25 protein-coding genes and 1 riboswitch are annotated in these 19,324 nt (G+C 66.7%); of the genes, 16 read left to right on the forward strand and 9 right to left on the reverse strand.

What is annotated here, in order from left to right:
• Positions 1 to 6: 6 nt before the first annotated feature.
• Together radA and ABQF30_RS18035 are read right to left on the reverse strand one after the other, a co-directional pair.
• Positions 7 to 1,398: a DNA repair protein RadA gene (gene radA, locus ABQF30_RS18030; protein WP_448466201.1), complete on the reverse strand. Its 1,392-nt coding sequence runs from the start codon at positions 1,396 to 1,398 to the stop codon at positions 7 to 9.
• 45 nt (positions 1,399 to 1,443) lie between these two features.
• A complete protein-coding gene (locus ABQF30_RS18035; protein ID WP_448466203.1) occupies positions 1,444 to 2,019 on the reverse strand; it encodes a copper chaperone PCu(A)C domain-containing protein in 576 nt (191 codons plus the stop codon).
• A gap of 273 nt (positions 2,020 to 2,292) precedes the next feature.
• On the opposite strand from ABQF30_RS18035, the gene carD reads away from it, so the two are divergent.
• The 5 genes from carD to rlmB are packed head-to-tail and all read left to right on the forward strand — an operon-like array spanning position 2,293 to position 6,297.
• Positions 2,293 to 2,781 carry an RNA polymerase-binding transcription factor CarD gene (gene carD / locus ABQF30_RS18040; protein ID WP_011892341.1) on the forward strand — a complete coding sequence of 163 codons (489 nt, stop codon included), beginning with the start codon at positions 2,293 to 2,295 and terminating at the stop codon, positions 2,779 to 2,781.
• A gap of 6 nt (positions 2,782 to 2,787) precedes the next feature.
• Positions 2,788 to 3,453 (forward strand): 2-C-methyl-D-erythritol 4-phosphate cytidylyltransferase, encoded by a 666-nt coding sequence (ispD, locus tag ABQF30_RS18045; protein WP_448466205.1) that lies wholly within the window; start codon positions 2,788 to 2,790, stop codon positions 3,451 to 3,453.
• A gap of 2 nt (positions 3,454 to 3,455) precedes the next feature.
• Positions 3,456 to 3,935, forward strand: a complete 480-nt coding sequence (gene ispF, locus ABQF30_RS18050) for a 2-C-methyl-D-erythritol 2,4-cyclodiphosphate synthase (RefSeq protein ID WP_448466599.1) — start codon at positions 3,456 to 3,458, stop codon at positions 3,933 to 3,935.
• Between the two features lie 19 nt (positions 3,936 to 3,954).
• Complete coding sequence (cysS, locus tag ABQF30_RS18055; protein WP_448466207.1) at positions 3,955 to 5,355, forward strand: cysteine--tRNA ligase; 1,401 nt, start codon at positions 3,955 to 3,957, stop codon at positions 5,353 to 5,355.
• Positions 5,356 to 6,297 carry a 23S rRNA (guanosine(2251)-2'-O)-methyltransferase RlmB gene (gene rlmB, locus ABQF30_RS18060; RefSeq protein WP_448466209.1) on the forward strand — a complete coding sequence of 314 codons (942 nt, stop codon included), beginning with the start codon at positions 5,356 to 5,358 and terminating at the stop codon, positions 6,295 to 6,297. It begins immediately after the preceding gene.
• Positions 6,298 to 6,299: 2 nt separating this feature from the next.
• Here rlmB and ABQF30_RS18065 read toward each other — a convergent pair whose 3' ends face one another.
• On the reverse strand, positions 6,300 to 6,893 hold the full coding sequence (locus tag ABQF30_RS18065) for a TetR/AcrR family transcriptional regulator (RefSeq protein ID WP_448466211.1): 594 nt from the start codon (positions 6,891 to 6,893) through the stop codon (positions 6,300 to 6,302).
• A gap of 114 nt (positions 6,894 to 7,007) precedes the next feature.
• Here ABQF30_RS18065 and ABQF30_RS18070 point away from each other — a divergent pair, with 114 nt between their 5' ends.
• Genes ABQF30_RS18070 through ABQF30_RS18085 form a run of 4 tightly spaced genes read left to right on the forward strand, consistent with a single transcriptional unit; the run spans position 7,008 to position 10,916 of the window.
• Complete coding sequence (locus tag ABQF30_RS18070; RefSeq protein WP_448466213.1) at positions 7,008 to 7,838, forward strand: mycofactocin-coupled SDR family oxidoreductase; 831 nt, start codon at positions 7,008 to 7,010, stop codon at positions 7,836 to 7,838.
• The gene (locus ABQF30_RS18075; RefSeq protein ID WP_448466215.1) at positions 7,835 to 8,641 is read left to right on the forward strand and encodes a mycofactocin-coupled SDR family oxidoreductase; all 807 of its coding nucleotides are present in this window, start codon (positions 7,835 to 7,837) and stop codon (positions 8,639 to 8,641) included. Before ABQF30_RS18070 ends, ABQF30_RS18075 begins: the two co-directional genes overlap by 4 nt.
• The gene (locus ABQF30_RS18080; RefSeq protein WP_448466217.1) at positions 8,638 to 9,453 is read left to right on the forward strand and encodes a carboxymuconolactone decarboxylase family protein; all 816 of its coding nucleotides are present in this window, start codon (positions 8,638 to 8,640) and stop codon (positions 9,451 to 9,453) included. Before ABQF30_RS18075 ends, ABQF30_RS18080 begins: the two co-directional genes overlap by 4 nt.
• Complete coding sequence (locus ABQF30_RS18085) at positions 9,450 to 10,916, forward strand: aldehyde dehydrogenase family protein (RefSeq protein ID WP_448466219.1); 1,467 nt, start codon at positions 9,450 to 9,452, stop codon at positions 10,914 to 10,916. Before ABQF30_RS18080 ends, ABQF30_RS18085 begins: the two co-directional genes overlap by 4 nt.
• Before the next feature lie 11 nt (positions 10,917 to 10,927).
• Here ABQF30_RS18085 and ABQF30_RS18090 read toward each other — a convergent pair whose 3' ends face one another.
• From ABQF30_RS18090 to mrf, 3 genes are read right to left on the reverse strand one after another with little or no spacing between them, the layout of a single operon-like run.
• A complete protein-coding gene (locus ABQF30_RS18090; RefSeq protein WP_448466221.1) occupies positions 10,928 to 11,854 on the reverse strand; it encodes an MBL fold metallo-hydrolase in 927 nt (308 codons plus the stop codon).
• 29 nt (positions 11,855 to 11,883) lie between these two features.
• The gene (locus ABQF30_RS18095; RefSeq protein WP_448466223.1) at positions 11,884 to 12,132 is read right to left on the reverse strand and encodes a type B 50S ribosomal protein L31; all 249 of its coding nucleotides are present in this window, start codon (positions 12,130 to 12,132) and stop codon (positions 11,884 to 11,886) included.
• Positions 12,129 to 13,313 carry a ribosome hibernation factor-recruiting GTPase MRF gene (gene mrf / locus ABQF30_RS18100; protein ID WP_448466225.1) on the reverse strand — a complete coding sequence of 395 codons (1,185 nt, stop codon included), beginning with the start codon at positions 13,311 to 13,313 and terminating at the stop codon, positions 12,129 to 12,131. The genes ABQF30_RS18095 and mrf overlap by 4 nt, the downstream gene beginning before the upstream one ends.
• A gap of 73 nt (positions 13,314 to 13,386) precedes the next feature.
• On the opposite strand from mrf, the gene rpmB reads away from it, so the two are divergent.
• The 7 genes from rpmB (at position 13,387) to ABQF30_RS18135 (ending at position 17,287) form a co-directional block, all read left to right on the forward strand.
• Positions 13,387 to 13,623 carry a 50S ribosomal protein L28 gene (gene rpmB, locus ABQF30_RS18105; protein ID WP_448466227.1) on the forward strand — a complete coding sequence of 79 codons (237 nt, stop codon included), beginning with the start codon at positions 13,387 to 13,389 and terminating at the stop codon, positions 13,621 to 13,623.
• Entirely contained in the window at positions 13,623 to 13,787 is a 165-nt protein-coding gene (gene rpmG / locus ABQF30_RS18110) for a 50S ribosomal protein L33 (protein ID WP_019343887.1), read from the forward strand. Before rpmB ends, rpmG begins: the two co-directional genes overlap by 1 nt.
• Complete coding sequence (gene rpsN / locus ABQF30_RS18115) at positions 13,787 to 14,092, forward strand: 30S ribosomal protein S14 (RefSeq protein WP_448466229.1); 306 nt, start codon at positions 13,787 to 13,789, stop codon at positions 14,090 to 14,092. The genes rpmG and rpsN overlap by 1 nt, the downstream gene beginning before the upstream one ends.
• Positions 14,092 to 14,355, forward strand: coding sequence for a 30S ribosomal protein S18 (gene rpsR, locus ABQF30_RS18120; RefSeq protein ID WP_448466231.1), 264 nt, complete (start codon positions 14,092 to 14,094; stop codon positions 14,353 to 14,355). Before rpsN ends, rpsR begins: the two co-directional genes overlap by 1 nt.
• 10 nt (positions 14,356 to 14,365) lie before the next feature.
• Positions 14,366 to 14,462, forward strand: a riboswitch (cobalamin riboswitch).
• Between the two features lie 169 nt (positions 14,463 to 14,631).
• A complete protein-coding gene (locus ABQF30_RS18125; RefSeq protein ID WP_448466233.1) occupies positions 14,632 to 15,471 on the forward strand; it encodes an ABC transporter substrate-binding protein in 840 nt (279 codons plus the stop codon).
• A gap of 23 nt (positions 15,472 to 15,494) precedes the next feature.
• Entirely contained in the window at positions 15,495 to 16,511 is a 1,017-nt protein-coding gene (locus ABQF30_RS18130) for a FecCD family ABC transporter permease (protein ID WP_448466601.1), read from the forward strand.
• Positions 16,481 to 17,287: an ABC transporter ATP-binding protein gene (locus ABQF30_RS18135; RefSeq protein WP_448466235.1), complete on the forward strand. Its 807-nt coding sequence runs from the start codon at positions 16,481 to 16,483 to the stop codon at positions 17,285 to 17,287. The genes ABQF30_RS18130 and ABQF30_RS18135 overlap by 31 nt, the downstream gene beginning before the upstream one ends.
• On the opposite strand, the gene ABQF30_RS18140 is transcribed toward ABQF30_RS18135, so the two are convergent.
• From ABQF30_RS18140 to aztA, 3 genes are read right to left on the reverse strand one after another with little or no spacing between them, the layout of a single operon-like run.
• Positions 17,265 to 18,026, reverse strand: coding sequence for a LamB/YcsF family protein (locus ABQF30_RS18140; RefSeq protein ID WP_448466237.1), 762 nt, complete (start codon positions 18,024 to 18,026; stop codon positions 17,265 to 17,267). The two genes, ABQF30_RS18135 and ABQF30_RS18140, sit on opposite strands and share 23 nt — an antisense overlap.
• A complete protein-coding gene (gene bluB, locus ABQF30_RS18145) occupies positions 18,026 to 18,673 on the reverse strand; it encodes a 5,6-dimethylbenzimidazole synthase (protein ID WP_448466239.1) in 648 nt (215 codons plus the stop codon). The genes ABQF30_RS18140 and bluB overlap by 1 nt, the downstream gene beginning before the upstream one ends.
• Positions 18,606 to 19,319 carry a zinc ABC transporter ATP-binding protein AztA gene (gene aztA, locus ABQF30_RS18150; protein WP_448466241.1) on the reverse strand — a complete coding sequence of 238 codons (714 nt, stop codon included), beginning with the start codon at positions 19,317 to 19,319 and terminating at the stop codon, positions 18,606 to 18,608. The genes bluB and aztA overlap by 68 nt, the downstream gene beginning before the upstream one ends.
• Positions 19,320 to 19,324 lie beyond the last annotated feature (5 nt).

Here is a 19,324-nt window from a genome sequence, read left to right on the forward strand (position 1 = left end):
TGGCCGTTATTGTCGCAAATTCTCGCTGATCTCCTTGAGGGCCCGCAATGCCGCCCCGATGTTGTCGACGGTGATGACCCGCAACCCGGCCGGTACCGAGCTAATCCCCGGCGCCACCACTGCGCAGGTGAAGCCGAGCCGGGCCGCCTCGGCCAGCCTGCGGTCCATGCCGGTGACCCGTCGCAGATCGCCGGCCAGGCCCACCTCGCCGATCGCCACAGCGTTCATCGGCATGGCCACGTCGAGGTAGGCCGAGCCGATGGCCAGCGCCACGGCCAGATCCGAGGAGGGGTCGGTGAGCCGCATGCCGCCGACGGTGGACAGGTAGAGGTCGTTGGCGCCGATCGGCAGGCCGCATCGGGTCTGCAACACCGCGCCGATCATGGCGGCGCGGGCCGAGTCGATACCGCTGACGGCCCGCCGCGGCGGGCCCGTCGGGGACGCGACGAGCGCCTGCACTTCGCCGATCATCGGGCGTTTGCCGTCCATCGTCACCGTCACCGCGGTACCCGGAACGGCGACGGGCCGCTGATCCAGAAACAGCCCGGACGGATCGCTCACACACTCGATTCCGTTGTCGTGCAACTGAAAACAACCCACTTCGTCGGCGGCGCCGAACCTGTTCTTCACGCCGCGCACCATCCGCAGCGTCGAGGCGCGGTCCCCTTCGAAGTGCAGCACCACATCCACGAGATGCTCCAACGACCGCGGGCCCGCGATGGCACCGTCCTTGGTGACGTGGCCGACCAGGATCATCGCCACCGCCGGGTCTCCGACGGCCATCTTCGCGTGGCCGGTGAGTGCCGTAGTCACCGCGCGAACCTGTGTCACCCCGCCGGTGACGCCGTCGGCCTCGGTGGTGGACATCGTCTGCACCGAGTCGACCACGACGAGGCTCGGCTTCACCTCGTCGATGTGACCCAGCGCGATCTGGAGGTCGGATTCGGCCGCCAGATACACCTCGTCGTGCGTGCAGCCCGTGCGTTCGGCGCGCAGCCGGATCTGGCCCGCGGACTCCTCACCGGACAGGTAGAGCGCACGTCTGCCGGTGTGCGCCCATCGGTTGGCGACCTCGAGCAGCAACGTGGACTTGCCGACGCCGGGATCGCCCGCCAGCAGCGTGACCGAACCCGCCACCAATCCACCGCCGAGCACGCGGTCCAGTTCACTGACCCCGGTCGAATAGTGCCGGGTGATGCCCGGGTCGATCGAGGTGATCGGGACGGCGGGGGAGGTGGGAGCCACCGATCGGCGGGCCGCGCCGCCGACCGAAGCCAGCACGGCTACCTCGTCGACGGTGCCCCAGGTGCCGCAATTCGCGCAGCGGCCAACCCACTTCGGGGTGGCATGCTCACATTCCGAGCAGCGGTACTGCGAACGTACTTTCGAACCGGCCACGTCGTGACAGTATCGGCTGACACCGACACTTCACCGATCAGTACGTCAGTGATGGCCGCCCGTGTCGCCGCCCTCGGCCTCTTGGGTCTCGCCGGACTTGTCGCGTCGCGGCGTCTCGCCCGCCGAGATCGGCACGGAAACGGTGGTCTCACCGTTCTCGAAGTTGAATGTGAAGTCGTAGAGCAGGCCGTTGGAAATCGGCTTGGTCAGTGTCACCTCGGCCGTCACGGCCTCGGTGCGCTCGACCGATGCCAACTGGCCATCGGGTTCGCCCACCAGCAGGACTCCGTCGGCGGGCACGGTGCCGTCACCGGTCAGGCTCACCTCCCCGATGTCGGACGTGATCGACACCAGCTTGTTGTCGCCTTCGGACGAGTCGTTGACCGCCACGAAAAGTAGCTCGACCGGCGAGCCCGGTTGGACGTAGTCACCCTCTTGCGGCGCGCGCAGGTGGACGTTGCGCAGCGAGACCTGGCCGGCCTGTGCGTTGACGCCGTTGACCGCAGGCTCCTGGGTGGCTGTCTGGGAGACTTGCCCGGCACCGCATCCGGTGAGTGCAACGGCGGCAGCCAGGCCGCACGCGGCCAGACCGGCCGAGGCGCGGAATGTGAAACGGTTCACTCAAGCCTCCTGAACTGGGTTCCCGTTCTTCGACTATGCACAGTAGTAGGTCGCGGTGGTGGGCGGAATGCGAGGGCTTGGCAAGGGCCGGAAACCGCTCTCAACGAGTTTGCGCGGCGGTCGCTTTCGAGCTCACCAAAGGTGGTGTGGTTGCACGGTTTCGTCACCATGTCAACCCCTACTCTTCACCTGCAGTGCCCCTGACCTGCGCAGTTGGTGCGCGTGTGATCCAGGCCCGTGTTAGCATGGAGTAGCGAAAGGGGCTCGAATCAGATGATTTTCAAGGTCGGAGACACCGTCGTCTATCCACACCACGGTGCTGCGTTGATCGAGGCGATCGAAACCCGGACTATCAAAGGCGAGCAGAAAGAATATCTCGTCCTGAAGGTCGCCCAAGGGGATCTGACCGTACGAGTACCCGCAGACAACGCCGAGTATGTCGGTGTTCGTGACGTCGTCGGCCAGGAAGGTCTCGACAAGGTATTCCAGGTGCTGCGCGCGCCGCACACCGAAGAGCCGACCAACTGGTCGCGTCGCTACAAGGCCAACTTGGAGAAGCTGGCCTCCGGTGACGTGAACAAGGTTGCCGAGGTCGTTCGCGACCTGTGGCGTCGGGATCAGGAACGTGGCCTGTCCGCAGGCGAGAAGCGGATGCTGGCCAAGGCCCGGCAGATCCTGGTCGGTGAGCTGGCACTGGCAGAGAACACCGATGACGCCAAGGCGTCGACCATCCTCGACGAGGTTCTGGCCGCCGCGTCCTGACGAACTGTGGCAACGGTTGCCGTCGTCCCGGCGGCCGGCTCTGGAGAGCGGCTCGGCGCGGGTAGGCCGAAAGCATTCGTCAATCTAGCCGGACAACCCCTGCTGGAGCATGCTCTGTCGGGGCTACGTGCCTCAGGCGTGATCGACAGGATCGTAATCGCGGTGCCACCTGCGCTCACCGATGAGTCGAAACTTGTCATCGGCGGCGACGCCGAGATCGTGGCCGGTGGTGCCGATCGCACCGAGTCGGTCGCCCTGGCGCTCGAAGTCGCCGGAGACGCCGAGTTCATTCTCGTTCACGACGCCGCGAGGGCGTTGACGCCGCCCGCCCTCATTGTTCGGGTGGTAGAGGCGCTTGCGGCGGGGCATGCCGCTGTCGTTCCCGGCCTTCCGGTTGCCGACACCATCAAGGCGGTCGACGCCAACGGCGTGGTGCTCGGGACACCGGAGCGGGCCGGATTGCGTGCCGTTCAGACCCCCCAGGGCTTCCACGCCGACGTGCTGCGCCGCGCCTACGAGCGGGACGGTGCGGGGTGGGTGACCGATGACGCCTCGCTTGTCGAGCAGCTCGGGACCCAGGTACAGATCGTCGACGGCGATCCGCTGGCCTTCAAGATCACCACTGGAATGGACCTTCTGCTGGCAGAGGCAATCCTGGCGGGTCGCGGGTGAGTATCGCGAGCATTCCAAGGGTCGGGCTGGGCACCGACGTACATCCGATCGAAGCGGGCCGGCCGTGTTGGCTGCTGTGCCTGGAATTCGAGGACGCCGACGGCTGCGCCGGCCACTCCGACGGTGACGTCGCGGCCCACGCCTTGTGCGATGCGCTGCTCAGTGCGGCCGGGTTGGGCGATCTCGGTTCGGTGTTCGGCACCGGCAGGCCCCAGTGGCGCGGTGTCAGCGGCGCCGACATGCTGCGCCACGTCCGAGAATTGGTGCAGGCCGCAGGTTATCACGTCGGCAACGCGGCGGTCCAGGTAATCGGAAACCGGCCGAAGATAGGGCCGCGCCGAGAAGAGGCCCAGCGGCTGCTCTCAGAACTGGTGGGTGCACCGATATCGGTGTCGGCGACGACCACCGACGGGCTCGGACTGACCGGTCGGGGCGAAGGAATAGCCGCCATAGCCACCGCATTGCTAATTCCTGCCGAATAGCCCGGTAAGCTGGCACGTCGTGACCGATCGCCTGCGGCTGTACGACACCATGGCGGGTGCCGTGCGTGATTTCGTGCCGTTGCGGCCGGGGCACGCCTCCATCTACCTCTGCGGCGCGACTGTTCAGGGTCTGCCGCACATCGGGCACGTCCGTAGCGGGGTCGCGTTCGATGTGTTGCGCCGCTGGCTGACCGCCAACGGCTACGACGTCGCATTCATCCGCAACGTCACCGATATCGACGACAAGATCCTCAACAAGGCCGCCGACGCGGGCCGGCCGTGGTGGGAATGGGCCGCCACCTACGAGCGGGCCTTCACCGCCGCCTACGAGGCACTGGGGGTATTGCCGCCGTCGGCCGAGCCCCGCGCCACCGGACACATCACTCAGATGACCGAGCTCATCGAGCGTCTCATCGACAAAGGCCACGCCTATGCGGCCGGCGGCGACGTCTACTTCAACGTGCTGAGCCTGCCTGACTACGGGCGGCTGTCCGGCCACCGGATCGACGATGTGCACCAGGGCGAGGGCGCCGCGACCGGCAAGCGCGATCAGCGTGATTTCACGCTGTGGAAGGGCGCCAAACCCGGCGAGCCGTCGTGGCCGACGCCGTGGGGACGTGGCAGGCCCGGCTGGCACACCGAATGCGTCGCGATGTGCGAGGCGTATCTCGGTGCCGAATTCGACATCCACGCCGGCGGCATGGATCTGGTGTTCCCGCACCATGAGAACGAGATCGCCCAGGCGGTCGCCGCCGGGGACGGCTTCGCGCGGTACTGGCTGCACAATGGCTGGGTCACCATGGGCGGCGAGAAGATGAGCAAGTCGCTGGGCAACGTGCTGTCGATTCCCGCTGTGCTGCAACGGGTTCGGGCCGCCGAGCTGCGCTACTACCTGGGCAGCGCGCACTACCGGTCGATGCTCGAGTTCTCCGAGACGGCGCTGCAGGATGCGGTCAAGGCATACAGCGGCATCGAGGACTTTCTGCACCGGGTGCGTAACCGCGTGGGTGGTGTCGTGGTCGGTGACTGGACCCCGAAGTTCACGGCGGCGCTCGACGACGATCTGTCGGTGCCGATCGCGCTTGCCGAGGTGCACGCCGCGCGCGCCGAGGGCAACCGGGCACTCGACGCTGGTGATCACGACGGCGCAATGCTGCAGGCCTCCTCGATCAGATCGATGATGGGCATTCTCGGCTGCGATCCTCTCGACGAACGCTGGGAGTCGCGGGACGAGACCTCGGCCGCGCTGGCCGCCGTCGACGTACTGGTGCAGTGGGCACTGACCAGCCGAACCGAAGCCCGCGAGAAGCGGGACTGGGCAGCCGCCGACGCGATCCGGGATCGGCTCAAGGAAGCCGGCATCGAGGTCACCGACACGACCGATGGCCCGCAATGGGCACTCCTGGACGGGGATACATAAATGGCAGGCAACTCTCAGCGGCGCGGCGCAGTCCGCAAACCCGGGACGAAGAAGGGCCCGACCGTCGGCTCCGGCGGTGTCCGTCGTCGAGGTCTGGAAGGCCGGGGCGCGACCCCGCCTGCGCACGAGCGGCCCCATCATCCGGCGGCCAAGAAGGCTGCAAGGACGGCGCGCAAGCAGCAGGGGCGCCCGAAGAAGACTGACGAAACCGAGTTGGTGCTCGGGCGCAACCCGGTGCTGGAATGCCTGCGCGCGAAGGTGCCTGCCACCGCGTTGTATGTCGCGCTGGGCACCGATGCCGACGAGCGGGTCACCGAGTCCGTCCAGATCGCCGCGGACCGCGGAATCTCGATCCTGGAGGTGCCACGCACCGACCTGGACCGGATGAGCTCGAACGCGCTGCACCAGGGCCTCGGACTACAGGTGCCGCCGTACGCCTACGCGCACCCGGACGACCTGCTGGCCGCGGCCAAGGCCGACGCTGCACCCGCGTTGCTGGTGGCGCTCGACAACATCTCCGACCCACGTAACCTGGGCGCGATCGTGCGTTCGGTGGCAGCCTTCGCCGGTCACGGTGTGGTGATCCCGCAGCGCCGTTCGGCCTCGGTGACCGCGGTGGCCTGGCGCACGAGTGCAGGCGCGGCGGCCAGGGTGCCGGTGGCGCGGGCGACGAATCTGACCCGGACGCTGAAGAGTTTGGCCGACGCCGGTCTGCGGGTGGTCGGACTGGATGCCGACGGAGATACCGTGCTCGACGACCTTGACGGCACCGGGCCGATGGTCGTGGTGGTCGGCTCGGAGGGCAAGGGACTCTCGCGGCTGGTGCGGGAGAATTGCGATGCGGTGGTGTCGATTCCGATGGCGGGTCCGACCGAGTCGCTGAACGCCTCGGTGGCGGCCGGCGTGGTGCTCGCGGAGATCGCGCGTCAGCGTCGCACCTGACCTCAACCCTGCCGGGTTGATTCGTAGCCTTTGGTGAGCCAATAGACGGTGCGGTCGAGTATCGGAAGGATGTCGGTGCTGGCGATTTCGCCTGCGACGAACCGGCCGAGCAATCCGTAGACGACGCTGGAGATGATGGCGTCGAAGTTGGCGATGAATTCGTCGTCGACGCCTGCGAGCAACTCCAGCCCGGCCGGGGCGACGATATCCACCCCCCGACGAAAGAGCTGCTGCCCCTTGGGTGAGGACCTTGCCCGGAAATACGCGGTCAGCATGCCGGGGTGTTGCTCCCAGGGTTCGAAGATGGTCCGGAACAAGTCCATCAGTGCCGAGTGCAGCGTCATTTCAGGAGCGCGCGTGTGCGGGCTGACGCCGGAATACCGGTTCTTGTCCACCCATTCTTCGAGTGCGGCGAGGATCAGGTCGTCGCGGGTGGGATACCGCTTGTAGATCGTCGCCAGCGAAATGCGCGCGCGGCGAGCGACTTCGCGCAGTTGAACCGCGTCGTAGCCCTGTGTCTCGAGGAGCTCGACGACTACACCGAGCAGCCGGTCATCCGTCTGGCTGGTCTCGGTACTACTGCCTGCGCCGGTCATGTCATCGCCCCCGCACCCTTGCCCTCCTTGAGTAACTTGGTTACTGTACCGGCTGTAACGCAGTTACTCGGTGCACCGGTCGACGGTGTGGCCTACGCAACGAAGCGAGGATCAATGGGTTCTTTGGACGGCAAGGTCGCCTTCATCACGGGCGCGGCGCGCGGGCAGGGCCGCAGCCACGCGATCCGACTGGCCGCGGACGGCGCCGACGTGATCGGCGTCGACATCTGTGCCGACATCGCCGCCAACGGTTACCCCATGGCCACGCGGGAAGAATTGGACGAGACGATCTCTCTGGTCGAAGCGGCGGGCGGCAAGATGCTGGGCTCGGTCGCCGACGTGCGCGACTTCCATGCGTTGAAGGCCGCTCTGGACGCCGGGGTCGAGCACTTCGGCCGCCTGGACATCGTGTGCGCCAACGCGGGTATCGCGCCGACGGCGTTCCGCGAGGTCAGCATCGAAGAAGACCTCGACATGTGGACCGCCGCCATTGACGTCAACCTGGTCGGCTCCTTCCACACCGCAAAGGCCGCCATTCCGCATCTGATCGCCGGGGAACACGGTGGGGCAATCGTCTTCACGAGTTCGACTGCCGGCCTTAAAGGCTTCGGGGGCATGCAGGGTGGCGGCTTGGGCTATGCGGCCTCCAAGCACGGCATCGTCGGATTGATGCGCACGCTCGCCAATGCACTTGCGCCATACAGTATTCGGGTCAATACGGTCCATCCGACTGCGGTCAACACGATGATGGCCGTGAACCCGGCCATGACGGCTTTCCTTGAGCACTACCCCGACGGCGGCCCGCACCTGCAGAACCCGATGCCCGTGGAACTGCTTGAGCCGCAAGACATCAGCTCGGCGATCGCCTACCTGGTCTCCGATGCGGCCAAGTTCGTGACCGGGGTTGCCTTCCCGGTCGACGCCGGATTCTGCAACAAATTATGAGCACGGGACGGATTGCCGGCAAGCGTGTACTGATCACCGGCGCGGCACGGGGTATGGGCCGAAGCCATGCGGTGCGGTTGGCCGAGGAGGGCGCCGATCTCATCCTGGTCGACATCTGCGAGTCGCTGCCAGAAGTGGAATACCCGCTGGCCACCATCGACGATCTCGATGAGACGGCGCGGCTGGTCGAGAAGCACGGCCGCCGGGCGATCACCGCTGTGGTCGATGTCCGCGACGCTGCGGCACTGGCGGCCGCCGTCGACGCCGGCGTCGCCGAACTCGGCGGGTTGGACGCCTCGGTGGCCAATGCCGGGGTGCTGACGGCGGGAACATGGGACACCACAACGACCGAGCAGTGGCGCACCGTCGTGGACGTCAACCTCATCGGCACCTGGAACACCTGCGCCGCCGCGCTGCCCCACCTGGTCGAACGTGGCGGCAGTCTGGTCAACATCAGTTCGGCGGCCGGCATCAAGGGCACTCCGCTGCACACGCCCTACACCGCGTCGAAACACGGTGTCGTCGGTATGAGCAAGGCGCTCGCCAATGAGCTTGCGGCAGTGAATGTTCGAGTTAACACCGTGCATCCCACCGGAGTGGAAACCGGGATGCGTCCGGACTCGCTGCACACTCTGCTGGCCGAGAAGCGCCCCGACCTGGCCCCGATCTTCGGCAATGCGATGCCGATAGTGATGGCCGAGGCGATCGACATCAGCAACGCCGTACTGTTCCTGATCTCCGACGAGTCGCGGTACGTGACAGGGCTGGAATTCAAGGTCGACGCCGGAGTGACGATCCGATGACACTCATTGATGCCGATCGGCTCGAACGCGGGCGCCAGGCCTTCACCGATGTGATGACCTTCGCGCCGCCGGAGGACAATTCGCCGGCGACGGCGAGCATGCTGGACTTCGTGTTCGCCGACGTGTGGCAGCGTCCGGTGCTGAGCCGGCGGGATCGCCGGTTCGTCACCCTGCCGTGTGTGGCGGCCGCAGATGCCGAAGCTCCGCTGCGCGACCACGTGTACGCCGCACTCAACAGCGGCGACGTGGGCATTGCCGAGATGCAGGAAACGGTCCTGCATTTCGCCGTGTACGGCGGGTGGCCGAAAGCGTCGAGGTTCAACATGGTCGTCGACGAGCAGTGGGAGCGCATTCACCGCGAGCGGGGCCAAGCGGTGCCGCCGCCGCAACCGCTGCTGCCGTTGCCCACCCCAAGTGACCCGGAGGCCCGCCTGGCCGTCGGCGAGCAGTCGTTCAAAGACATCAACTGCCTGGAGTACGCGCCCACCCGCGACAACCCCTTTCAGGGCGCGGGAATCCTCAACTTCGTGTTCGGCGAGATGTGGCTGCGGCCGGATCTCGGGATGAAGGAACGCCGGTTGGTCACGGTGGCGTGCGTGGCGTTTCAGGACGCGCCGTATCCGATCCTGAGCCACGTGTACGCCGCGCTGAAGAGCCGTCATCTGTCGTTCGACGAAATGGACGAGTTGGCATTGCATTTCGCGGCCTACTACGGCTGGCCGAAGGCGTCGCACCTCAACCAGGTGATCGGTGAGCAGAAGCAGCGCGTGCTGGCCGAATGGTCTGCCGAGAAGGACGGGGAGGCGTCGTGACGGCGACACTGCTGCCCGGTTCAGTGAGCGAGCCGGTCGGGTTGTTGGTGGGCGGCGACCGGATCACGACCTCCGGGGCATCGCACCAGCACATCTATCCGGCGACCGGCCTGCCGAACGCCACTGTTGTTCTGGCCGGCGCCGCAGAAATCGATCGCGCCGTGAGTGCGGCGCGAGATGCCCAGCGGGAGTGGATGGCACTGACGGTCGACGTGCGCCGCGATCGCCTGATCGATCTGGCCGACGTGGTCCACGATCACCTCGACGAGTTGGCCGCGCTCAACGTCCACGACTACGCCGTGCCGATCTCCTATGCGGGTACGGCGATGCTGCTCGAGCGCTTCCTGCGTCATTTCGCCGGGTACGTCGACAAGGCACAGGGTTCGAGCACACCGGTCAACGGCTCGTTCGACATCAACCTCGTCGAACGCGAGCCGTATGGAGTCGTCGGTGTCATCGCACCGTGGAACGGGTCTCTGGCGGTCGCGGGTTCCTGTGTGGCCCCGGCGCTCGCCGCGGGAAATGCGGTGGTGTTCAAGCCTTCCGAGCTCGCGCCGTTCGCCGCGCTTCGGTTCGGCGAACTGTGCCTGCAAGCCGGGCTGCCGCCGGGACTGGTCAACATCGTGCCCGCCGGCGCCGAAGGCGGCGATGCGCTGGTGCGGCACCCGGGGATCCGGAAGGTCCACTTCACCGGGGGCGGTACGACGGCTCGCTCGGTCATCAAGGCGGCGGCCGACAACCTCACCCCGGTCGTGGCGGAACTCGGCGGGAAATCGGCCAACATCATCTTCGCCGACGCCGACCTCGATCGGGCTGCGATGCTATCCGCACATCAGGGTCCGCTCATGCAGTCCGGACAAAGCTGTGCGTGCGCGAGCCGCGTGTTGGTGCACGATTCGGTGTACGACACGTTCGTCGAGAAGTTCCTCGCGGTTATCGGCTCGGCGACGGTGGGTGACCCCTTCGATCCCGCAGTCACATTCGGGCCGGTCATCAGCGAGCCGGCTGTCGGGCGCATCCTCAACGCGGTCGACGAGGCCGTCAGCAGTCGCGCCGGGGAGCTGCTGACCGGCGGGCGACGCATCGAAGGTGCACTCGCGCAGGGTTTCTACGTCGAGCCGACCGTCCTGGGAAATGTCGACAACACCTCGGCGCTGGCGCAGACCGAAACCTTCGGCCCGGTCGTGTCGATCATCAGGTTCAGCGACGACGCCGACGCGGTGCGACTCGCCAACGACACGGTGTACGGCCTCAATGCGTTCGTGCACACCCGGGATCTACACCGTGCGCACAGTGTGGCCAGAGCGCTGGAATCCGGGTCGGTGTGGATCAACACCTTCAGTGACATCGCGCCGCAAGGTCCGTACGGCGGTTACAAGCAGAGCGGTTTCGGTCGCACCGGTGGCATCGATGGGTTGCAGGAGTTCCTGCAGATCAAGAACATTCGAATCGGAATGGCCTGAAGGTATCGCGGTCAGCGCAAGACCCACGGGTCGGACCGCTCCCACAATGTGGGCAGGTGGAGGCTGACGCCGTCCTGTTCGGCCAGGCGGCTCAGCACCCGCATCGAAACATCCAAATCGTCTCCCGCATAAGGCAATGCACGTATCGGCTTGTGCAACGGCCGAAAGAAGTCGTCCCAATGGATGAGCACCACCCGGCGCGCACCCACTGAGCGCACGGTCTCGGCCCAGTAGTCGAGAAGATACTGCTCGGGCTGCAGGCCCAGCTGGCCGACGCCCAGGTAGACCACGTCGGCGCGCGCCCCGGCCAATGCACCCGGGACGGCGCCGGCGCTGCCGACGACGAGCAGGCTGCGGCCGGTATCCCGGTGATGGATGAGCATCGACCACGCCTCACCGCATTTGTAGGCGGAAGCCTTGACCGGCGGCACCACCGGTTCGGTGATGACTCCGGGGAACCGGTCGGGCGGGCAGTGTGCGGATTCGAAGAGCGTGACGTCATAGGCGCCGAGTCCGACCGGTTCGCCGGGCGTCACGGTGACGAGCTTCGCGGCCGGCAGGCCACCGCCCCGGCCGATCTGGGTCGCCGAAACCCCGCCGACCACTAGAGCGCCAGTGCGTTCGGCGACCACCGCCGAGTCCATCGCGTGGTCGAAATGGGTGTGTACCGGCAGCACCGCCTCCAGTCGGTCCACTCCGAGCCGGGCCAGGCAGCCGTCGACGCGTGGCAGTGACGGCTTGAGCCTGCCAAGGCCGACGGCCAGTAGCGCTGGCCGGGAGAAGAATCCGTCGGTCATCACCGCCGACGTCCCGTCGTCAACGAGCAGCGTGGTCACCCCGGCCCAGGTCACCGTGACAGAGGAATCCGGCCTGGCAGCCGGTGCATCGAAAAACCGGGCATAGTCGGCCAGGTCGGGCCTGCCGGGTTTGAGCCGCATGGACCCACCCTAGAGCGGGCTGACCGTGGCTACCCGTATCGCCGCCGGAACTTCTCCACCTGCCCAGCAGAGTCGATATGGCGTGCGGAGCCGGTCCAGAACGGATGGGAGTCGCTGCTGACGTCGACCACGATCAACGGGTAGGTCTGGACACCGTCCGGGGTGGGCCATTCGACGGTCCGCTCGCTGGTGGCCGTTGACCGGGTCAGAAACCGCTTCCCGGTGGCAGCGTCCTGAAAGACCACCGGGTGGTAGTCGGGGTGGATTCCTGGCTTCATTGCTGTTCTCCTAGGTGTCGGCCCGGTGCGGCGGTTTCGTCGGCACCGCGTTGGTCGTCGCAGGGGTCCTCGTGCCACTCGCCGAACGGGTCGGGGAAGTGCTCCCATTCGCCGGGCCGGTCGAGTTCGTCGTCGGTGAGCAGTGCGCCGCGCAGTGCGGTGACGATCTCCTCGGGCCTGGCACCGCAGACCAAGATCGTCAGGGATATGTCGCGGTCGCCGAATTGGTCGTGCCAGTCGATTGCGGCCATGGCCCGTCGCTGCGGATCGGTGTACGCCCGCTCACTGGAATCCATTGCTGCCAGCCACTTCCCGGCGGTTCTGAAATGCATTCCACCGCCTGCGGATTCGATCCACATGACCTCGACGGGCCGGGTGGCCAACCAGGCCCTGCCACGAGTTCGCACCACACCGTCGAGCAACAGATCGACGGCTGCGTGCAGGCGCAGCGGATGGAACGGCCGCCGCGCGGTGAACTCGATGATCCCGACTTCACCGTCGGCCTCCAGTGGCGGCTCGCCCGCGAGCAGTGGATCGTGTGGCGTGCTCGCGCGACCGCGCCGGCTGTCGGGTTCGAGGTGTGCCAGCGCCAGCTCCACCCGATCAGGGCCGACAGTAATCCTGGCGCGGGGTGCCAGCCTGTGTAGTACTGCCAGCGTGGTGGCTTCGGGCTCGGTGAGTACCAGCACATCGGCGAATTCGGCCTGTCCGATCACGACCTGAGCGACGGTGCGTCCGTCGGCCAGTTCATCGTCGCCGAGGGCCTGCGCCAGCCACGCACCGGTGTCCAGGCAGCTGATGACGGCTTCGACCTCGACATCGCGCGCCGCCGGCCCGTCGATGTAGCCCGGGCCGACGCGTACACGAATGTTGTCGATCGCCCAGCACACCGGTTCGGGTTCCAACCACGGCATCAGTTGCACGACGATGCGCACGACGTCGCTGCGCCGATGCAGGCGCCGAAGGAGCACCAGCAGATCGTCGCGCACCGTGCAGGACACGCAGCCGTGCGCCAATTCCAGTGCCCAGTCAGATGTTCCGGTGCTGCTGCCGACGGTCCGCAGCACCACCTGGCCGTCGTAGGTATGACGGACGAGCACAGTGCCCGGCTTGCGACTCAACTCTTCGATGACGCCGTCGGAGTCGCCCTGGCCGGCGACCAGCACAACAGGGGTTCTCACCGCACCTCCATTTGTTATTGAAAACGATTATCATTATGGTTAAGTCACGGTACCTCACGACGAAGGAGACTCAATGTCGGCCCACTGCCAAGTCACCGGGCGATCGCCCGGCTTCGGCAACACGGTGTCGCACTCGCACAAGCGAAGTAGCCGACGCTGGAACCCGAACATCCAGCGCAAGACGTACTACCTGCCGAGCGAGGGGAGGCGCGTCCGCCTGCGCGTCAGTGCCAAGGGGATCAAGGTGATCGACCGCGACGGCATCGAGGCAGTGGTGGCCCGGCTGCGCAGCCGTGGGGAGAAAATCTGATGGCCAGCACCGACATTCGCCCGATTGTGAAGCTGAAATCCACGGCTGGTACCGGCTACACGTATGTGACTCGCAAAAACCGCCGCAACGATCCGGACCGCATCGTGCTGCGCAAGTACGACCCGGTGATCCGCAGGCATGTCGACTTCCGCGAGGAGCGCTGATGGCGAAGGTATCCAAGATCGTCAAGAACGAACAGCGCCGCAAGCTCGTCGAGCGCTACGCGCATCGGCGGGCCGACCTCAAGGAGATCATCCGCAACCCGGCCAGCTCACGCGAGCAGCGCGCGGCCGCGGTCTCGGCGCTGCAGCGGTTGCCGCGGGACTCCAGCCCCGTCCGGCTACGCAATCGGGATGCGGTCGACGGCCGTCCCCGCGGGCATCTGCGAAAATTCGGGTTGTCGCGGGTCCGGGTGAGAGAACTGGCGCATCGCGGGGAGTTGCCCGGCGTGCGGAAGTCGAGTTGGTGATGGGCAGGAACACCAAGCAGAGCGCCAAGAAGCGGGCGCCCGCAGCCGAACTCAAGAAGCCCAGGCGCAATCAGCTGGCGGCTCTGCGGGTAAGCCACGTCGACTACAAGGACGTCCAGCTGCTGCGGACATTCATCAGTGAGCGGGGCAAGATCCGCTCGAGGCGGGTCACCGGCCTCACCCCGCAGCAGCAGCGGCAGGTCGCTACGGCCATCAAGAACGCCAGGGAGATGGCGCTGCTGCCGGTGTCGGATACCCGCTGACCTACTATCGACACCGATAGGCGACTGCGGATCGTGGAAGCCGGTGTGAATCCGGCACGGTCCCGCCACTGTGAAAGTCAGATACACCCCGCAGTCGCCACCTCGCAAGCACTGGGGCGGATCTCCCCAGAGAGGATGGAAGAGCCTGTGGTCACTCGTTGGATGGTCGTCGGGTTGGCGTCGGTGTTTCTGGCGTCCGGATGCGCAACCACTGCAGCAACGCATAGCGCTGATCGTTCCCCACCGGGATTCCCGCTGGCAGTGGATAACTGCGGCATGACGACGACATACGATCGGCCGCCCACCCGGGCGGTAGCCCTCAACCAGCATGCGATCGAGACGCTGCTGGCACTGGGATTGGAAGAATCCATGGTCGGCACGTCCTATCTCGACGATCGGATCCTGCCGCAGTTTCAGGCCGCCTATGACAGCGTGCCGGTACTCGCCGAGGAGTACCCGTCCTACGAATCGCTTTTGGCGGCCGAGCCCGATTTCGTCTACGGCGGCTGGGAGAGTGCCTTCGACGAGAAGGAGGGGCGGGCCAGGCAGCGGCTCGCCGACGCCGGAATCAACACCTACCTCAACATCGAGGACTGCGCGCCCGAGCCCGCGACGATGTCCACGGTCGACGACGAACTTCGTAGCATCGGGCGGATTTTCGGAGTCAGCGACCGCGCCGAGCAACAGGTCGAGCAGTTGCACCGCACGCTCGAACAGGCCGAGTCGAGGGTCCGCGGGGCGGCACCCGTCAACGTCGCCGTATATGACAGCGGTGAGGCGACGGTGTTCACGTCCGGCGGCAAAGGCATCGGCAACGAGATGATCGCCGCCGCCGGCGGGGTGAACCTGTTCGCCGACGTGAGGAAGGTGTGGGCCGACGTGTCGTTCGAGCAGTTCGCCGAGCGCGCACCTGACGTCATCCTGATCTACGACTACGGCGATCAACCCGTCGAGCAGAAGAAGAAGTTCCTGACCGAACATCCCATGCTTCAGCATGTTCCGGCCATCCAACATGAACGCTTCGCCGTGCTGCCACTCTCGTCGGTGGTGGTGGGCGTGCGGATCGCGCGAGCGGTGGAATCGCTTGCCGGCCAATTGCATCCGGAGCGGTTTTAGTGACCCTGGCTGCGGCCAGAAGCATGTCCTATGCGCTGGTGCTCACATTGCTGGCGGCGATGTTGCTGGCCGCGATGACGGCTGGTGTCGCGGTCGGGTCGGTGGCCATCGCCCCGGGCCAGGTGTGGGCGATCGTGTTGCACGCCATTCATCCCGGCTTGGCCGAGCAGGCCTGGCCGGCGGTGCGGGAGTCGATCGTGCTCGACGCGCGGTTGCCGCGAGTGGTGCTGGGTGCGGTGATCGGCGCGGGCCTTGCGGCGTGCGGGATGACACTGCAAGCGGTGGTGCGCAATCCACTGGCCGATCCGATGCTGCTAGGCGTGTCCTCCGGTGCGTCTGTCGGCGCGGTCCTCGTGTTGGTCGCCGGAATCGGTGCGGCGCAGATGATCACGCTGCCGTTGGCCGCGTTCGCCGGCGCGCTCGCCGCACTCGTGGCGGTGTACTTTCTGGCCCGCTCCGGCGGGCGGATGACGACGGTCCGGTTGATCCTGGCGGGTGTCGCGGTGGCCGAGGTGTTGTCCGCGCTCGCCAGTCTGCTGATCGTCACGTCCGACGACCCGCACAAGACGCAGGCGGCGGTGCGATGGATGCTCGGTGGGCTGGGCGGAACCACCTGGGCCATGGTGTGGGTGCCCGCTGCAGTCGTATTCTGCGGCGTCGTAGTACTTTTGGCGTTCACCAGGTCACTCAACCTGCTCTACACCGGCGAGGAGGCCGCGGCTTCGCTCGGCCTGGACGTGCACCGGTTCCGTGCGGCGATGTTCGTCGTCGTCGCGCTCATGGTCGGCGCCATGGTGGCGGTCAGCGGATCGATCGGCTTCGTCGGGCTGATCATGCCGCACGTGGTGCGCCTGCTGGTCGGTGCCGACCATCGGCGCGCCCTGCCGGCGGCCGCGTTGCTGGGCGCCACCTTCCTGGTGGTGTGCGACATCGTCGCCCGAACCGTGGCCGCTCCGGAGGAGCTGCCTGTCGGCATTCTCACCGCGCTCGTCGGAGGACCGTTCTTCCTGTGGCTGATGCGGCGCAAGGCGCCGGCATGACGGCGCGGGTGTCGATCGAGACGGTGTCGGTGGTGGTGCGTGGAAAGCCGTTGGTGCGCGACATCTCGTTTGGGATTGCCCCGGGCGAGATGATGGCTGTGGTGGGACCGAACGGCGCGGGTAAGACGACGCTGCTGCGGACGTTGTACCGGGCCCAACGTCCCACTACCGGGCGGGTTCTCGTCGACGGCGACGATCTATGGCAGCTGCCGGGCAAGTGCGCAGCGCAGCGGGTCGCAGCCGTCCTGCAGGAAATCGCAGGCGATTTCGAACTCACCGTCTTCGACGTCGTGGCGATGGGACGCACACCGTACAAGCGGTCGTTCGAAGGCGACAGCGCACACGACCGCGACATCATCGAGTCTGCCCTTGTCGCTCTCGATATCGCCGAACTCGGCGAGGCACCGTTCAACCAGCTGTCCGGTGGGCAGAAGCAGCGGGCGTTGATCGCGCGGGCACTGGCCCAACGCACGGATGTGATCGTGCTCGACGAACCCACCAACCACCTCGACCTACGGCACCAACACGACGCCTTGCACCTGTTGCGCGAGACGGGCGCCACGGTGATCGCCGCGCTGCATGACCTCAATCTGGCTGCGGCCTACTGTGACCGGATCTGTGTGCTCGACGGCGGCCGGGTTGTCGCGGTAGGCACGCCCGCTGAGGTCCTCACCGTCGACATGCTCTCCGACGTGTACGGGGTGAACGCCCGGATCACGCTCGACCCGGACACAGGCGCGCCCCAGATCACGGTCAGCCGAATGCGCTCAGCGTGACGCCGTCGTGGATCAGCCGTTCCCGCACGGCCGTCGCAATCTGCACGGCCCCAGGTGAATCGCCGTGTACGCAAACGGATTCCGCGGTGATGGGAATCGTCGCGCCGTCGACGGCAACTGTCTGCCCGGCCGCGACCATGGTCGCGACCCGATCGGCGATCTCCACCGGGTCGTGCAACACCGCGCCCGGTTCTCGCCGTGACACCAAGGTTCCGTCGGGCCGGTAGGCCCGGTCGGCGAAGGCTTCAGGCACGGTTCGAAGGCCACGAGCCGAGGCTTCGTCGAAGAAGGCCGATCCGGACAGCCCCAGGACCGGCAATCCTGAGTCGACGGCGTGCACCGCGGCGGCCACGGCTGCGGCCTGCTCACTGTGGCTGACGATCGTGTTGTACAGCGCGCCATGGGGTTTGACGTAGCTTACGGTGGTCCCCGCCGCGTGCGCGATCGCCTGCAACGCGCCGATCTGGTAGATGACGTCGGCGGTCAGATCCTCCGCTGTGACGTCGATGAAGCGTCGGCCGAATCCGGCGAGGTCCCGGTAGCTGACCTGGGCGCCCACCCGCACGCCGCGCTCCGCGGCGGTGCGGCACGTGCGCAGTAACAGGGCCGGATCGCCTGCGTGGAAACCGCATGCCACGTTGGCGCTGGTTACCACGCCGAGCATGGCCTCGTCATCGCCGAGTTGCCACACCCCGAAGCTCTCGCCCAGATCGGCGTTGAGGTCGACGGTTGGCGGCATCAGCCCGGCCAGCCGTTCTCCGAGACGAACTCGGGCAGCGGGCGCCCCTGTGTCCAGTGTTCGATCTCGAGCACCGGGCGGTCCGGAAACCCCGGGACGGGGCCCAGGCACAGGATCGCCACCGGTTCGGCGCCGTCGGGCATGCCCAGCAGCTGTGCGAGGGGCAGCGGCTCGAATATCGACACCCACCCCATACCGAGGCCCTCGGCACGCGCGGCCAGCCACATGTTCTGAATCGCACAGGACACCGAGGCCAGGTCCATCTGCGGTAACGTGCGCCGCCCGAATACGTGACGTTCACGGCCGTCGCCGAGCGCAACCACGAACAACTCGGCGCAATCGAGGATGCCCTCGACCTTGAGCGAGAGAAACTCCTCGCTGCGCGGCCCGAGTGCATCGGCCGTGTGGATCCGTTCCTCGTCGACGAGTGCATGGATCTTGCGGCGCAGTGCGTCGTCGGTGACGCGGATGAACCGCCACGGCTGCATCAGGCCGACGCTCGGCGCGGCATGCGCCGCCTGCAGCAACCGGCCGAGCACCTCGGCGGGCACCGAGCTGTCCGGGACGAATCTGCGCATGTCACGACGCTCGGTGATGGCGCGGTAGACGGCCTGCCGTTCGGCCGGGGGGAAGGCATGAGGAGGCACAGCTCGAGCCTATCGCCGCCGGGCGCGCGGTCAGGTCGACGATGTTCCAGTAGTGGTCGAATCGCGACCGCGCGTCCGGATCGTGGGTTGCGGCGACGACGGTATGCCCCGACGCGGCCAGCCGGTGCAGCTGCCGATAGACGGTTTCGGTGCTGTCTGCGTCGAGGCCCGCGGTGGGTTCGTCGAGCAGCAGTATCGGCGCTGTTTGGGCGAATGCCTGGGCGAGCAGCGTGCGCTGGCGCTGCCCGCCGGACAGATCACTGAGCCGACGGTGCCGAAGCGCGTCGAGTTCGAGCTCTGCGATCCAGTAGTCGACGATGTCTCGATCTGTCCGCGTCGGGCGGCGCAGCAGGCCGAGCCGGCGCCAGCGGCCCATCGCGACCGCCTCGCCGACCGTGATGGGAAACGTCTGCGCCACGTGATCGCGTTGTACGGCTAGCGCGATGTCGTCGGCACCCGTGAGGTCGACGGAGCCGTGTTGTGGGCGGTGCAATCCGGCGATGAGGCCGAGCAGCGTGGACTTCCCGCAGCCGTTGGGCCCGGCGACGGCGGTGCTCGCGCCACCGGCGAATTCGACCGTCAGATCGTTGAATACCTGAGTTCGGTTGTAGCCGAACGACACTCGGTCCAGCCGGATGGAATGCACACACT

Source organism: Mycolicibacterium sp. XJ870, assembly GCF_053483975.1.